The sequence below is a fragment of the Streptomyces sp. TAA486 genome, from assembly GCF_000426165.1.
The window spans coordinates 218,530-230,691 of the sequence record NZ_AUEV01000006.1; the positions used below are offsets into that span (position 1 = coordinate 218,530).

The following is a 12,162-nucleotide window of genomic DNA, read 5'->3' on the forward strand; positions in this document are numbered from 1 at the left end:
CCGGCGCCCCGCCGGACACAACGCCGAAACCCATCGGCTCAGCAGGCCTGTCGGCCCGAACTCCCCGAAGCAGGAGCGGGATCGTCGGAGCTCTCTCCGGGCGAGCCCGGATCGGGAGCCTGCCCTACGGAATCTGCGCCGCCCGCGACCTCGTCGGCGACGGCACCGTGCAGACGGAGCGCCTTGGCCTCCCACGCACGGCAGTCGGCGCATCCCGCGAGGTGCTCCTGCAACCGCCGCTCGGTGACGCCTGGAGGCAGATCCTCCTCGTCGAGCCGGGCGGAGAGCGCGGTGCGGGCACGGGAGCAGAGCATGCCTTCATCCTCCCCGATCCGCACCGGCGGTGGAGTGGGGAGCCTCACGATGGCTGACGACACGGAAGCGACGGCATGGGCGTTGGCCGCCCGCGCCGGAGACGAAGAGGCCGCGCACCAGTTCGTCCGGGCCACGCAGCTCGATGTGCGCCGGTTCGTGACGCACCTCAGCGGCGACGCACAGGCGGCGGACGATCTGGTCCAGGAGACCTATCTCCGCGCGCTGCGGAGTCTGCCGGGGTTCGAGGGCAGGTCCTCGGCCCGCACGTGGTTGCTCACCATCGCCCGGCGAGCGGTGGCCGACCGTATCCGCGCCAGCTCGTGCCGGCCCCGGCTCACGGGATCGGACGACTGGGAGGCGGCGCTGGAGAAGGCGCAGCCGCGCGGTCTGCCGGGGTTCGAGGAGGGAGTGGCGCTGAGCGAACTGCTGGCCGTGATCGATGGTCAGCGACGCGAGGCGTTCGTCCTCACCCAGCTCCTCGGACTGTCCTACGCCCAGGCGGCAGCGGTGATCGGCTGCCCGTTGGGAACGGTGCGCTCCCGGGTCGCCCGGGCGCGCGAAAGCCTGATCGCCTTGCTGGACGAGGCGGAGCAGGACCTCCCGGCGGGCGATGACACCGCCACGACCCGCGCCCGCGAGTACGCGGAACCGAGTGACCGTCAGGTTGCCCTGGCGGGATCGGCCGCTTGACGGGAAGGCGGCGGCCCTTGAACGCGTGATGCGCTCAGGGGCCGCCGCCTCTGCTCTCCAGGCCGTGGATCCGGCCGGTCAGCGCACCTCTCCGGGCCGGACGGCGACGGCCCGCACAGTGACAGGCCGCAGGTCTTCGAAGTGGAGCGTGAAGCGGACGCGTTCGCCTGCCTTGATCTTCGGTGCAGGCGTGACCATGACGTTCAGGGCGTACGGCGACATGCGCAGGGTGCTGTGCGGGCTCACCGAGATGTAGGGCACCATCCTCATGCTCCGGGCGCCCCCGCTCGTGGTGACGTTCCGGCTCAGCATGGTCCGGTTCCCCTGCGCCGCGGTGACACTGGTCAGTCGTTCGCTCACGTCACCGGTGTTGCGGATGGTGAAGAAGGCCGATGTGGCGCCTTCCTGCAGCGGTGTGAAGATGCGGCCCTGCGAGACCTCAAGTCCGCGTGGCTGTCCGGCGTTTCCTGCGGTTGTCCACGCCGTGAGAGCCGTCAGAGCAGCGAGGCAGGTCGCGATCGGAACGACGGCTGCCCGCAGCGGTCCGATGAGGGCGCGTGCGGCTCCGGTACGGGCAGGTGCGTTCATGCCGTCTCCTGGAAGCCGGTCTTGAGCGGGGACGCCGTGTGAGCGTGGCCCCTCGTGGGCGCGGGGCTCCAGGTCCGCAGCCGAAGGCTGTTGCCGACGACGAGGAGCGAACTCGCGGACATGGCGGCCGCGGCGAACATCGGGTTGAGCAGGCCGACGGCAGCCAGCGGCACGGTGACGAGGTTGTAGCCGAAGGCCCACAGCAGGTTCATGCGGATGGTGCCGAGGGTCTGCCGCGCCAAGTGCACCGCGTCCGGGAGCGATTGGATGTCCTCGCGGGTCAAGGTGATGTCGGCGGCGCCGATCGCGGCGTCCGCACCGCCGCTCATGGCGATGCCCAGATCCGCCTCTGCGAGTGCCGCGGCGTCGTTGACGCCGTCCCCGACCACGGCGACCCGGCTTCCGTCCTCCTTCAGCTTTCTCACGAGCGCCGCCTTGTCCTCCGGCCGGACTCCCGCGTGGACGTCGGTGATGCCCAACTGCCCGGCGGCGGCACGCGCTGTGGCTTCGGCATCCCCCGTCGCCATGACCGGGTCGAGTCCGAGACGGCGCAGACGGTCCACGGCGCGGTAGGCGTCGCTGCGCAGTGCGTCCGCGAGTCGGATGACGCTGTCGGGAACGCCGTCGACCGTGACGAGCACAGCGGTCCGGCCCTCCTCGTCCGCTGCTCGCACGGCGTCACGGAGCGGACCGGGCAGGCCGTCCTCGTCGGCGGGTTGGCCCACCTTCACCAGGTGGCCCTCGACGTCGGCCTGGACACCTTGGCCCGGTACGTCCCTGAAGTCCTTTGCACGGGCCAGGGGTTGTGCCTGCTCCAGGCTCACTGCGTACGCGGTGATCGCAGTTGCCAGTGGATGTGCCGAGGCTCGTTCGACGGAGGCTGCCAGGCGGAGGGACTTCACGGTGTCGCCGTCGTCGGTCGTGGTGACGCCGAGGACACTCATGCGTCCGGTGGTGAGCGTGCCTGTCTTGTCGAGCACCACGGTGTCGATGCGGCGCAGTGCCTCAAGAGCCCGTGGACCCCTGACCAGGATGCCCAGTTGTGCACCGCGGCCGGTGGCGGCCAGCAGGGCCGTCGGCGTCGCCAGACCCAGCGCGCACGGACAGGCCACGACGAGCACGGCAACTGCTGCCGTGATGGCGGACTGAGCTGCGGCGCCGGCCCCGAGCCAGAAGCCGAGGACGGTGACGGAAACCGTCAGCACCGCGGGGACGAAGACGGACGCGACGGAGTCGGCCAGACGCTGCACCGTCGTCTTACCGGTCTGCGCCTCCTCCACCAGGCTTGTGATGCGGGCGAGTTGGGTGTCGGCCCCGACGACGCTCGCACGTACCTGAAGCAGACCACCGGAGTTGAGGGCCCCGCCGACGACCGGGGCGCCGGGTCCCGCCTCGACGGGGCGGCTCTCCCCGGTGATCAGGGAGAGATCCAGGGCCGAGTTGCCTTCGACGACAGTGCCGTCGGTGGCCACCCGCTCCCCGGGCTTGACCAGGAAGTGGTCGCCGACCTGCAGTTCGCCGATCGGGATGCGCCGCTCGTCACCGTCCACGTCCACGAGTACGTCCTTGGCGGCGAGTTCCGCGAGCGAGCTCAGGGCCGATCCGGTGCGGCGCCTGGCCCTGCTCTCCAGCATGCGGCCGGTGAGGACGAACAGCGGTACGGCGACGGCCGCTTCGAGATAGATGTGGGCGGTGCCGCCGGGAGAGGGGAGCAGCGAGAAGGGCATCGTCATGCCCGGCACGCCTGCCCCGCCGCCGAAGAGGGCGTAGCAGGACCACGAGAAGGAGGCGACGACTCCGAGGGAGACGAGCGTGTCCATGGTGGCCTCGCCGTGCCCCAGACCGCGCAGGGCACGCCGATGGAAGGGCCAGGCGCTCCACGTGGCGACAGGCGCCGCCAGGGTCAGGCACAGCCACTGCCAGTTGCGGAACTGCCAGGAGGGAACCATCGACAGCGCCAGGACAGGCACGGACAGCACGAGCGTGACCATCAGCCGGTTCCACGCCTGCTCTCTCGTCTCGTCACCCGGAGCGGAAAGGGCCGGGGCAGCGGCCCCGGACGAGTTGCCGGCGGTCGGCGGCGGAGCCGGCTGCGGCAGGCTCGCGGTGAATCCGGCCCCCTCCACCGTGGCGATCAGCCTCTCCAGGGGGAGCGCGGCGGGGTGGGCCACCCGGGCCCGGCCGGTGGCGAGGTTGACCGTCGCCGAGACCCCCTCCAGCCGATTGAGCTTCTTCTCGACCCGTCCCACGCACGCCGCGCACGTCATCCCTCCGACGACGAGCACGCTGTCGACGGGAGGGGACTGGTGGGAAGTGGCGTCGTCGGCCTTGGGCGTGGGCTCCTGGGGCGAAGCCGCGCCGGGCCTGTCGTCAGTCACCGTCCCGCCTCCTGCTGGGCGGGGATCCTCAGACCATGGGTGCCGCGCATCTCTCCGTGCTCACCGGTCTTCGAACCGTCGCTGTCACCGTGAATCGGCCGCATGCCCGGGGCCACCGGCCCGGCGAAGGTGCCGACCGCGTACGAGAGCGTGAACACAGCCGCAAGCAGCAGGACGAACCCGGCCACGGACGGTGCCGGCAGCCACCGCCGGAAACGTGCGGCCGGCCGCCGGTCTTCGTCGGAGGCGAGGTCGGTCATGGGCGCTCCCTTGGTCGGTGAACGACGTCGGGACGCAGTTGCCGGTTCCTCCCCCGGCGGCTTTGCCGCGAGCCCTATGTGTTCCCTCAACGTGTCGGGCGCGAGGAGCGGGTAGTTCCAGACGGCTCGTGTGGCCTGGGTCACCTCATGAGGCCCCGCAGTCGAGGAGCGCCAGCGAGGACGCCCGGACCACCTGGTGCCGGCCGCCGATCGCCGCGCGGTTCGGCCTCGGCCCGTCGGCCGGCCGTTCCACGCCATGCTGCGACATGGAACGATCGGGCCATGCCCGATTTCGTGACGCCGGAGCAGATTGCCCGACGCACCTCCGCAGCAGTCGACGCGGCCGTCGGAGCGGGGCGCGCTCTCGGACTCACCGTGACCGATGCCAAGGTGCTCCACGAGCTGTTCTCCGTGGTCGTCCACCTCGCGCCCTCACCCGTCGTGGCCCGGATTCCCACCGTCCTGCCGCACTCCGCGGATCTCGATTCCCAGGCCGGCCGCCAGCAGGCGGAGCTGGACGTGGCGCGGTGGCTCGCAGGCCAGGGAGCCCCGGTGATCCCGCCCAGTCCTCTCGTGCCACGGGAGCCCGTACAGCGCGACGGACTTTCGATGACGTTCTGGCAGTTCGTCGAGGAGGACCGCGACAAGGAGCCCGACTACGTGGCGAACGCCGAGATCGTTGCCGACCTGCACGCCGCACTGCGCGCGTACCCCGGCCGGCTGTCGTTCCTGTCCGCGGCCGAACCGCAGGTCATCGCGGAAAGCCTTGCTCTGCTCGACGACCGCCCCGACCTCATCGTTCCGAGCGATCTGGACCGCGCACGACGCGAGTGGCAGGTCCTGGAAGCGCTCGTGAGCTCACGCGCGGCGTTCGAGAAGGCGTTCCCGGGGATCGACCTGCAACCCATCCACGGCGACTGCCCGCCCGCCAACATCTTCTCCGGGGTGGACGGGAAGCTCTACGCCGACTTCGAACTCGTCACGTTGGGCCCCGTCGAGTGGGACCTGGCCACCCTCGGTCCCGTCCTCGAATCCGCCTACAACCGCGGCGCGGAGCGCAACGGCCTGAGGCCGTTGAACGAGGACGTCATGCGCTTCGTGAACGCCGTAGGCATGCTGCGCGTCATCGCCGCCCTCGCGCTCGCGCCTCAACTGCCCCCGCTGCTCGAGTACTTGAACCCCGCCATCACCCAGTGGCAGACGATGCCGTTCGCAGGGGGCGTCGCCGGCTGACATCGACGAGCGACGGCCGGCAACGGAAGCCATCACGTCACGGATCCCCCGGGAGTGGCCGGACATCGCTCCCTGCTCGTTCGGCATGCACTGAACTCCCGTGCTCGCGCCGTTCCGCGTGGGGCGCCGCATCGGCGCCCGCAGAGGCCCTCGGGCGTGGACGGCAACCGGATGGAATGATGGCCGATGACATGGCGACGGCGGTCCGAGGAAGCCGGTGTGAATCCGGCGCGGTCCCGCCACTGTGATCGGCGAGCGGATCCCCGACAGGCCACTGCCCCAGGCGGGTGGGAAGGCCGGGACGAGCTGTGACCCGAGAGCCAGGAGACTCACGCGGTCGCCACCTCGACGTACCGGGGCGGATCTCCCCGGAGAGAGGGAAGGTTCGGCGTGCCCGAGGCATCGGTCGATGAGGCATCAGACGAAGCGCAGACAGCGGAGACGGCCGGCATTGTGCCGTGCCGGATCGTCGTGTGCCGGGACTGCTGCTGCGGCAGTTCCAAGGTGACCGGACTGGATCACGCGGCGCAGACGGCTCGCCTGCGGGAGGAGGCACCAGTTCGCGTGTCCGCCTGTCTGGACGTATGCGACCAGGCCAACGTCATCGTCGTACAGCCCTCTGCCGCCGGCCGTGCCGCCGGCGCCCGACCCGTCTGGCTGGGACTGGTCAACAGCCCGGACGCGACCGAGGACGTCACCGCCTGGGTGCGGGCGGGCGGCCCCGGCATCGCTCCGCGGCCGGAGATCCTCGATCTGCACGCCATCACGCCGCCGCGACGGGGGCTTGCCGAGAATCGCCGCGCTGCGTCGCCGAGTTCGTGCTCATGATCCCCCCGACATTGCTCAGGTGCCTTTTCACTGCGGACGCGGGGCGCGTTCACGGCGTTCGGTAGAACGTAGCCATCCGTTCGGCGGTGAAAGGCAGTGGCACTATTCTGGTTCCCTGCGTGCCCAATAGCGGGTGAGACGACGGTACTTGGGTCACCGGAGCCCAGCGGAAGGCGTGAGACCCGGGCTGGGGAGTTGTGGGGATTGCGTTGGTAGGGGGTGGATGTGTCGCGAGGTTGGAAGATCACGGTCATCGTGGCCGCCGTGGCTGGCATTGTGTCGACACCGTTGGTCTGGCTACTGGAGAGTCCGAATGCCGGCCAGCTGGTTGGCGCTTCGGTCCAGGGCGCCACCGGCATCGCCGCCCTGGTCTGGGCGCTCATGCAACGTCCCCCTGCCCCAGCTGTGGGACCGGTGGACGTTGCCGTCGACACTGGAAAGGCCGAGGGAAGGAACGGCGGCACGGCCAACACTGGTGTGCGACGCCCGGGAGGCGCGGGGACCGGGTCGGCGAAGGCGGTGAGGACAGGGGATGCCTCCGCCCAGGGCACCGGCAGCAGTGCCAGCACCGGAGTTGACTACAGCTGATCTTGAGAATCGCCCGAGCACCGAGAGAAGAAACAAGTCGATTGCCACTTCAGAACCAGCGCCCTGTGGCTGCCGTGGCCGTCGCCGTCCAGGCAGCGCAGCAAGCGGCGCCGAGTGCAACGACGATAGCTGCGGCAAGGAACGACCAAGATCGGCAACGCAAGCATAGGAGTGTCAGCCAGGTTTCGAGACGCTGAGCTCCACGGAGGTCGAGCGCACAGGCAATACCGAGTCCTGCGAAGGCCACGCCAACACGGGGACCCAGCAAGGGTGACCGATGCGGGAAACACCCGACAACTCAACTCAACGGGGAACACATGAGCGATCACGCAGAGGGAAGCGCCGAGTACAGAGCCAGCCGAACTGGGGACGCATCAGCGAATGTGTACGCCAACACAGGTATACACATCGGCGATTTCAACAATTTTAACACCGCTCGCCTCATCGAATTCGAGCACATCGGAATTCCGGACCGCACGGAACCGCAGTGGGCCGAGTTTCCGCACAGGCCTCAGGTTCTCAAATGCGAATTCACTGAACCCTGTGATCGCCTTTTCAGCCTGAAGAGCCTCGTCTACGGTGCCGATCTCTTCTTCGACCTGGTCCTGCTGAACCGAGGGGATTCTCCTGCCGTACTGTCCAAAGTGGGCGTGAATCTCGACTCGCTCCAGCAGGTAATATATCTTTACGGCATCCCGCAAGCTGCCAAGCTGAAGCCACCCACGGATAAATACGTCCTCCCAATGCCCGACCTGCACGAAAACTACGACGTGGACCTCATGGACCACATGTCACCCGACGCAGTGGATATACGCGTAGAGCACACCCTCGACGACCCGGTCTATTTGCCGGCGCAGGCACCGTATCGATATGTTCTACACCTGAAGGATTACCAACAGAATATTCCCAATCATGCTCAGATGCGACTGACTGCGGACGTGGGTAATCAGACCGTATTCTCCCCCAAGCTGCACATCTTTACTCGGTAGCCTGGCGTGAACAAGCGCCGGGGGACTGTCCGCAATCATTGCTCAGCGAGCGCCGATATTGTTCGTCGAGTGCTCATGCTCCGCCGACGTTGCTCACTGGATCGCGGACCATGGAGCAGTCAGAGCCGCGCGGCCTTGAGCGCCATGTGCAGAAGCAGCCGGGAGCCGCCCTCGTCGAGGTCGAGGCCCGTGAGGGCTTCGATACGGGAGAGGCGGTAGTAGAGCGTCTGACGGTGTATGCCCAATGCGGCGGCCGTTCGCCCCGCCTGGCCCGCGTGGTCGAGGAACACCTCGGCCGTGCGCGCCAGTTCGCCGTGTGCGGGATGCAGCAGTGGCGCCACGGCCGCATCACGGGCGGCGTCGGCGGGCAGGGCGGCCAGCAACCGGTACGGGCCGATCGCGTCCCACTCGGCGACCGGGCCCAGCCGCTCCGGTTCAGCGCCCGCGGCCCGTGCCGCCGCGAGCGCCTCCCGCCAGGCGGCGACCGCGTCGGAGAGCCCGCGGCGCGGCGCGCTGACCCCCGCGGCGGCGGGGGAGCGCGGCACGCGCAGCAGGTGCCCGGCGGCCGTACGGGCCGGAGCGTGGACCTCCGCCGAGCGCAGCCGCACCAGGGAGGCGAGCACCGGCTCGCGGTCCGGCGCACGCTCCGACGCCGACGCACCTCCGGGTACTGGCCGCGCGAGCCGCGCCGAAAGCACGCACTGCGCCATCACATGCGGGAGCACGGGTGCGCCCGTACTCCCGGAGCTCTCGCCGCCGCCGTTCGCGTCGTCCGCCGGCCAGGGGCCCACAGCAAGCAGCGCCAGCGGGCCAGACGCCGCGGGCCCGAGCAGCTCAGCCAGTTCCGCGGCCAACTCCTCGCCCCCGCCTCGGTCTTCCTCGGTGAGCATCGCCCGCAGCACTTCGCCCGAGCGCGCCTCCGCCTGCGTCTCGGCCGCCAGCAGCGCCCCGATCCGCGACGCCACCGCCATGGCCGACGCCAGCCGTGGGTCGGCGAGGTCGAGCGCTCCGTCGTCCATCAGCCAGATGTAGCCGCGCACGACGCCCGCGTGCCGTACGGGGAGGCAGATGCGCCCGTGCTCGACGCCGGCCGCCGGTTCGGGATCGATGCGGACGGGAGACGCGGCCCTGGTGATGCCGAAGCTCTCGAACCACGCCCGCACCTCGGCGCTGGAGCGGCGTCCGAGGATGGAGCGCCTGCGCACGGGGTCGAGCGTGGGCTCGGCGCCCTCGCCGTCGCCCTCGTGGGCGCCGAAGGCGATCAGCGCGAAGTCGCGGGCCTCCAGGGTCGCGGGGGTTCCGAGCAGCGCGCAGACCTCGTCGATGAGTGCCTGGTAGTCCTCGCGCATGATCATCCCGCTGTTCCGCGTCGTGCCGCCGTGCCGTCTCCGCCCCTTACGGGCGCCCCGCGCCACCATTCTCGTACAGATGTCTGAGATCTGGGACACGGATGCGTGACAGCTGTCGATGGTCACGGAATGGCGCGATCCTTAGATTCAGGGTGGCTTCCGACGCCGTGGCGTTCCGTTCTTCCGTGGGCCTTTCCCCTCCGGCCGAACGGGCCCGCCACGTAACGCCCGGAGCGCGAAGAAGAACGTCAGTGGAGGTGCCCGTGTTCGGTCCAGTGCTCCTGGCCGCCGCGCGAAGTGACGGCATCCGCCGCTTCGTCGCGTCGACGCCGGTCACACGCCCCGTCGTGAACCGCTTCGTGGCGGGCGAGCGGCTGGAGGCGTGCATGGAGAACGTGCGGTCGCTGACCGGCCGCGGTCTCGACGTCACCCTCGATCACCTCGGCGAGGACACCACCGACCGCGCGGAGGCGCTGCGCAACCGCGACGCCTACCTCGCGCTCGCCCACGCCCTGGCCGCCGAGGGCCTGGGCGAGCGGGCCGAGATGTCGGTGAAGCTCTCCGCCTTCGGGCAGGCGCTGCCGGACGGCGGCCACGACGTCGCGCTCGCCAACGTCCGGCCGGTCGTCGAGGCGGCCGCCGAGGCCGGCACCACCGTGACGCTGGACATGGAGGACCACACCACCGTGGACTCCACCCTCGCCGTGCTCGCCGATCTGCGCGAGAGCTTCCCGCAGACCGGGGCCGTGCTGCAGTCCTACCTCTTCCGCACCGAGGAGGACTGCCGGGCCCTGGCGGGGGAGGGCTCGCGCGTACGGTTGGTGAAGGGGGCATACAAAGAACCCGCGTCGGTCGCCCACCAGCACAAGGCCGAAGTGGACCGCGCGTACGTGCGGTGCCTGAAGATCCTGCTCTCGGGCAAGGGCTACCCCATGATCGGCACGCACGATCCGCGGATGGTCACCATCGCGCAGGAGCTGGCGCGGCGTCTCGGGCGCAAGCACGACGAGTTCGAGTTTCAGATGCTCTACGGCATCCGCGACAGCGAGCAGTCACGGCTCGTGGCCGAGGGCCACCGGATGCGCGTATACGTCCCCTACGGGACCGACTGGTACGGATACTTCATGCGGCGCCTCGCGGAGCGTCCGGCCAACCTCGGATTCTTCCTCCGCTCGCTCGCCACCCGCGGCTGAACACCCAGACAGTGCCCTCGTAAGAAGGAGAGACGGCAGCCATGGACGCTGTGACCCAGGTCCCCGCCCCGTACAACGAGCCGGTCCACACCTACGCGCCCGGCAGCCCCGAGCGTGCCCGGCTGGAGCGCAAGCTCAAGGAGCTCGCCGAGAACCCGGTCGATCTGCCGATGACCATCAACGGCGAGAAGCGGATGGGCGGCGGCGCACGTGTCGACGTCGTGCAGCCGCACCATCACAGCAAGGTGATCGGCACCTACGCGAACGCCACCAGGCAGGACGCGCAGGACGCCATCGACGCCGCCCTCGCAGCAGCGCCCGCGTGGCGTGCGCTGTCCTTCGACGACCGTGCCGCGATCATCCTCAAGGCCGCCGAGCTTCTGTCGGGACCGTGGCGCGAGACGATCGCGGCCTCCACCATGCTGGGCCAGTCCAAGACGATCCAGCAGGCCGAGATCGACGCACCGTGCGAACTGATCGACTTCTGGCGCTTCAACGTGCACTTCGCGCGCGAACTCCTCGAGGAGCAGCCGCCCATCCAGCCCAAGGGCGTGTGGAACCGCCTCGACCACCGGCCGCTGGAGGGCTTCGTCTACGCGATCACGCCCTTCAACTTCACGGCCATCGCCGGCAACCTGCCCACCGCGCCGGCGCTGATGGGCAACGTGGTGGTCTGGAAGCCCTCCCCGACGCAGACCCACTCCGCCGTGCTCCTCATGGAGATGCTGGAGGAGGCCGGCATGCCCAAGGGCGTCATCAACCTCGTCACCGGCGACGGCAAGGACGTCTCCGAGGTCGCGCTGCCCCACCCGGACCTGGCGGGCGTGCACTTCACCGGCTCCACGAAGACCTTCCAGTACCTGTGGAGGACCGTCGGCGAGAACATCGAGCGCTACAGGTCCTATCCGCGCATCGTCGGCGAGACGGGCGGCAAGGACTTCATCGTCGCCCACCCGACGGCCGACGCCGCCGTGCTGAAGACGGCGATGGTGCGCGGCGCCTTCGAGTACCAGGGCCAGAAGTGCTCGGCCGCCTCCCGTGCCTACATCCCGCGCTCGCTGTGGGACGACGGGCTCAAGGACGAACTCCTCGCCGAGACCGAGGGGTTGGCGATGGGTGACGTCAGCGACCTGTCCAACTTCATCGGCGCCGTGATCGACGACCGCGCCTTCGCGAAGAACAAGGCCGCCATCGACCGTGCGAAGCAGGACCCGACCTGCGAGATCCTCGTCGGCGGCGAATACGACGACTCCACGGGCTGGTTCGTGAAGCCCACGGTCATCGCGTGCACCGACCCGGCGAACGAGGTCTTCTCCGAGGAGTACTTCGGCCCGATCCTCGCCGTGCACGTCTACGAGGACGGCGACTGGGCGACGATGCTGGAGCAGATGGAGTCCGTCGCGGCCTACGCCCTGACGGGGGCCGTGCTCGCCAAGGACCGGGCGGCGCTCGCCGAGGCGAGCGAGAAGCTCCGCTTCGCGGCGGGCAACTTCTACCTCAACGACCGGCCCACCGGCTCCATCGTCGGCCAGCAGCCCTTCGGTGGTGCCCGCGCGTCCGGCACGAACGACAAGGCAGGCTCGAAGTTCAACCTGCTGCGCTGGATGTCGCCGCGTGCAATCAAGGAGACCCAGGTCGCGCCGACCGACTACCGGTACCCGCACATGGGCTGACCCGCTCCGGCCCGGCCCCGCACGGGGCCGGGCCGCCGTGCGCCGCGCCCTGGACCGGTGACGGGTCGCCTCACCTGC

General features: G+C 69.7%; 11 protein-coding genes and 1 riboswitch. Of the genes, 6 read left to right on the forward strand and 5 right to left on the reverse strand.

The genetic code is table 11. The annotated features are described in order from the left end of the window. Nucleotides 1-38: 38 nt before the first annotated feature. Nucleotides 39-314 carry a zf-HC2 domain-containing protein gene (locus I004_RS39830; RefSeq protein WP_037975632.1) on the reverse strand — a complete coding sequence of 92 codons (276 nt, stop codon included), beginning with the start codon at nucleotides 312-314 and terminating at the stop codon, nucleotides 39-41. A gap of 49 nt (nucleotides 315-363) precedes the next feature. On the opposite strand from I004_RS39830, the gene I004_RS0109815 reads away from it, so the two are divergent. Then, a complete protein-coding gene (locus I004_RS0109815) occupies nucleotides 364-1,005 on the forward strand; it encodes a sigma-70 family RNA polymerase sigma factor (RefSeq protein ID WP_028435338.1) in 642 nt (213 codons plus the stop codon). Between the two features lie 78 nt (nucleotides 1,006-1,083). Here the strand turns inward: I004_RS0109815 and I004_RS0109820 are convergent, their stop codons facing one another. The 3 genes from I004_RS0109820 to I004_RS33205 form a co-directional block, all read right to left on the reverse strand. Next, nucleotides 1,084-1,593, reverse strand: coding sequence for a copper chaperone PCu(A)C (locus I004_RS0109820; protein WP_051344891.1), 510 nt, complete (start codon nucleotides 1,591-1,593; stop codon nucleotides 1,084-1,086). Then, nucleotides 1,590-3,860 (reverse strand): heavy metal translocating P-type ATPase, encoded by a 2,271-nt coding sequence (locus tag I004_RS33200; protein WP_051344917.1) that lies wholly within the window; start codon nucleotides 3,858-3,860, stop codon nucleotides 1,590-1,592. Before I004_RS33200 ends, I004_RS0109820 begins: the two co-directional genes overlap by 4 nt. A 107-nt stretch (nucleotides 3,861-3,967) precedes the next feature. Beyond that, nucleotides 3,968-4,231: a hypothetical protein gene (locus I004_RS33205; RefSeq protein WP_037975634.1), complete on the reverse strand. Its 264-nt coding sequence runs from the start codon at nucleotides 4,229-4,231 to the stop codon at nucleotides 3,968-3,970. Nucleotides 4,232-4,513: 282 nt separating this feature from the next. Between I004_RS33205 and I004_RS0109835 the strand changes: the two genes are divergently transcribed. From I004_RS0109835 to I004_RS39430, 3 genes are all read left to right on the forward strand, one after another. Further along, nucleotides 4,514-5,464, forward strand: a complete 951-nt coding sequence (locus I004_RS0109835) for an aminoglycoside phosphotransferase family protein (protein WP_028435340.1) — start codon at nucleotides 4,514-4,516, stop codon at nucleotides 5,462-5,464. A 207-nt stretch (nucleotides 5,465-5,671) separates the two neighbouring features. Then, nucleotides 5,672-5,795, forward strand: a riboswitch (cobalamin riboswitch). Nucleotides 5,796-5,917: 122 nt separating this feature from the next. Continuing rightward, entirely contained in the window at nucleotides 5,918-6,292 is a 375-nt protein-coding gene (locus I004_RS33210) for a hypothetical protein (RefSeq protein ID WP_037975729.1), read from the forward strand. 905 nt (nucleotides 6,293-7,197) lie between these two features. Beyond that, nucleotides 7,198-7,869: a hypothetical protein gene (locus I004_RS39430; protein ID WP_158677021.1), complete on the forward strand. Its 672-nt coding sequence runs from the start codon at nucleotides 7,198-7,200 to the stop codon at nucleotides 7,867-7,869. A 119-nt stretch (nucleotides 7,870-7,988) separates the two neighbouring features. On the opposite strand, the gene I004_RS0109855 is transcribed toward I004_RS39430, so the two are convergent. Continuing rightward, complete coding sequence (locus I004_RS0109855; RefSeq protein ID WP_028435343.1) at nucleotides 7,989-9,218, reverse strand: helix-turn-helix domain-containing protein; 1,230 nt, start codon at nucleotides 9,216-9,218, stop codon at nucleotides 7,989-7,991. Nucleotides 9,219-9,481: 263 nt separating this feature from the next. Here I004_RS0109855 and I004_RS0109860 point away from each other — a divergent pair, with 263 nt between their 5' ends. Together I004_RS0109860 and pruA are read left to right on the forward strand one after the other, a co-directional pair. Then, on the forward strand, nucleotides 9,482-10,411 hold the full coding sequence (locus I004_RS0109860) for a proline dehydrogenase family protein (protein ID WP_028435344.1): 930 nt from the start codon (nucleotides 9,482-9,484) through the stop codon (nucleotides 10,409-10,411). Between the two features lie 41 nt (nucleotides 10,412-10,452). Beyond that, the gene (gene pruA / locus I004_RS0109865; protein WP_028435345.1) at nucleotides 10,453-12,084 is read left to right on the forward strand and encodes an L-glutamate gamma-semialdehyde dehydrogenase; all 1,632 of its coding nucleotides are present in this window, start codon (nucleotides 10,453-10,455) and stop codon (nucleotides 12,082-12,084) included. Nucleotides 12,085-12,162 lie beyond the last annotated feature (78 nt).

What these genes read in the sequence shown, in the direction of transcription:
- I004_RS39830 (WP_037975632.1), bottom strand. Translation starts at nt 314, where the DNA reads ATGCTCTGCTCCCGTGCCCGCACCGCGCTCTCCGCCCGGCTCGACGAG.
- I004_RS0109815 (WP_028435338.1), top strand. Translation starts at nt 364, where the DNA reads ATGGCTGACGACACGGAAGCGACGGCATGGGCGTTGGCCGCCCGCGCC.
- I004_RS0109820 (WP_051344891.1), bottom strand. Translation starts at nt 1,593, where the DNA reads ATGAACGCACCTGCCCGTACCGGAGCCGCACGCGCCCTCATCGGACCG.
- I004_RS33200 (WP_051344917.1), bottom strand. Translation starts at nt 3,860, where the DNA reads ATGACGTGCGCGGCGTGCGTGGGACGGGTCGAGAAGAAGCTCAATCGG.
- I004_RS33205 (WP_037975634.1), bottom strand. Translation starts at nt 4,231, where the DNA reads ATGACCGACCTCGCCTCCGACGAAGACCGGCGGCCGGCCGCACGTTTC.
- I004_RS0109835 (WP_028435340.1), top strand. Translation starts at nt 4,514, where the DNA reads ATGCCCGATTTCGTGACGCCGGAGCAGATTGCCCGACGCACCTCCGCA.
- I004_RS39430 (WP_158677021.1), top strand. Translation starts at nt 7,198, where the DNA reads ATGAGCGATCACGCAGAGGGAAGCGCCGAGTACAGAGCCAGCCGAACT.
- I004_RS0109855 (WP_028435343.1), bottom strand. Translation starts at nt 9,218, where the DNA reads ATGCGCGAGGACTACCAGGCACTCATCGACGAGGTCTGCGCGCTGCTC.
- pruA (WP_028435345.1), top strand. Translation starts at nt 10,453, where the DNA reads ATGGACGCTGTGACCCAGGTCCCCGCCCCGTACAACGAGCCGGTCCAC.